The following is a 2,196-nucleotide window of genomic DNA, read 5'->3' on the forward strand; positions in this document are numbered from 1 at the left end:
GCGTCCATTCCCCCGACGCCGCCCACCGTCGTCTCGCCGCGTGCGACCGTGAGGATCGTCGCGGTCGCCGGCCGACCTCCAGTCTGGTGTCGATATCGCGGTCGACCGTCTCGGCCGCCTCGTCGAGAATTCGCTCGCCGCGCCGCTTCGCGGTCTCGTACCACTGGTCGACCGCGCCCGGGAACCCGCCCTCGACGCCGGTCGTCGAGTCGGCCGGGTTGATCACGTACAGCGCCGTCAGCTCCGCGTCTGGCCACTCTTCGGCCGCGAACGCCAGCGCCGCCGTCGACTCCTCGGAGCCGTCCACCGCCACGAGTATCCGTTTGGTCATACCGACGCTTCGGCCGGCGGGGTCAAAAATGGAGACGCCGCCTCCGGGCGAGCGGCAACGCCGGACCGTTCCGGCTCAGTTCCGGTCCGCCGGATCAGCTTCGTTCCGGTCCGCCGGATTCAGCTTCCGTGTCGCGTGACGCACGTCGGGAGCCCGATCAGTTCGACCGGCTCGGAGTTGTCCGGCGAGTAGACCACCATCTGCCCCTTCTCCATGTACGGGACCTTGCCGGCGAGGTTCGCGGGGATGTTCACGCTGTCGATCGCGTCCTCGTCGCCGAGGTTCAAGACGATCTTCGTGTTCACCTGCTTGAAGACGGACTCCGCGACGTCCTGCGGGTCCTGCGTGACGAGGAAGAGGCCGAGCCGCTCCTTGCGGCCCTGCTTGGCCGCCTCGGTGAACTTCTGGACGACCTTCCGCGCCTGGACGTTGTCGGCGTCGGCGAGGAAGTTGTGCGCCTCGTCCATCCCGATCAGGAGGGGCGTCTCCTCGATCCGGTCGCTGTCGGGGTCGTTCGAGAGCTTGTCGTCGACGAGCAGTCCCGCCACCGCGAGCACGACGATCTCCTTCTGGCGGGAGGTCGGCAGGTGGTAGGTCGGGACGACGGAGAGTCCCCCCGGCCTGACGAGGGTATGGTCCAGTTCCGTGATCGGCTTCGCGTCTTGGTCGAACACCCCGCCGGGGATCGCGCGCACCCGCCGTTTGACAGCGTCGAACGTCGCCTCGTGGACCCGGCCGCTCTCGTCCAGTTCCTCTTTCAGGGCGGGATCGTCGAGGTACGAGAGGAACTGACGGTACGTGCCCGCGTCGCCGTGATCGCGGAAGAACCGGTTCAGCAGCGTCAACAGCGCGGGGTACTGGTTCTCGTTCAGCCCGGACCCGGCCACCAGCCACGGCATCTCGCGGGCGAGCGAGAACGGGATCGTGAACTCGACGCGCTCGGCCCGGTGACCCTCGCCGGGGTACGACGCGTTCGCGACCCGCGGGACGAGCGCCACGGTGTCGTCGTGGCCGCCGTGGGCGATCCCCTCGCGCTCCAGGCGCCGCGCGAACGCGTCGTCGAGGTCGGGGTTGTCGTCGTGCATCTGGGCGTACTCGTCTTGGGGGTCGAACTGGACGACCGCCATCCGTGACTCGCGGCCGTCGCCGGTCGGGTAGGTTCGGTCCGGATCGAGGTACTGCCGCAGGATGTTCTTGGTCGCGTGGGTCTTCCCGGACCCGGTGCCGCCGGCGACGAGGGTGTGGCGGAACGCGAGCGGGTCGCCGTCGGCGTAGTCGTCTTTCACCCGGTAGTCGACCGTCGGCGGCTCCGCAGCGGTCTCGACGCGTTCGCCGCCGACCGAGAGGTGACCGACGAAGACGCCGTCCTCGGGGATCTTCAGCCCCGTCTTGATCTCGGCGTCGTCCGTCGCCTCCTCGACGACCGCGCCGGGCTTCGGCACCCGGTCCGTCATCCGGCGCTTCAGGTCGTCCCCCTCGCCGTAGACGACGGACATCGGTTCCAGGTCGGCGACGAACTTGTAGTCGCGCTCGGTGAAGTCGTCTCGCCGCATCTGTCGGCGGGCGTGGATCTCGGTCGCGTCGTCGGACTGGAACTCCTGTGCGTACTCCAGTCCCGTGATCCGACAGAACAGCCGCTCGCCGTCTGGGTAGGGCACGAGGAGGTACTTCCCCAGCCGGACCGACTCGCGGTTGTCGGTCGTGACGAACGCCTTCAGCGAGGTCTCGTCGGCGTCCTCCGCGACGCGGAGCCCCTGCGAGACCGAGACGACGCCGAGGCCGACGTCCTCGCCCGCGGGCTCGACGTCGTAGGCCGCGAACTCCGCTCCGGTCGATCCCGGGTCGGCGTCGTCGCCGTCGCGACC

1 protein-coding gene and 1 pseudogene are annotated in these 2,196 nt (G+C 69.2%); both read right to left on the reverse strand.

Going from position 1 to position 2,196, the window contains the following annotated elements:
* Nucleotides 1-331: pseudogene (locus GJ633_RS15965) on the reverse strand (universal stress protein); the annotation flags it as partial.
* Between the two features lie 119 nt (nucleotides 332-450).
* A partial coding sequence (locus GJ633_RS15970; RefSeq protein ID WP_156589564.1) for an ATP-binding protein occupies nucleotides 451-2,196 on the reverse strand: 1,746 nt, incomplete at its 5' end.

It is taken from the genome of Halorubrum sp. CBA1125, assembly GCF_009742825.1.
In the GTDB taxonomy this organism is placed as follows: Archaea; Halobacteriota; Halobacteria; order Halobacteriales; family Haloferacaceae; genus Halorubrum.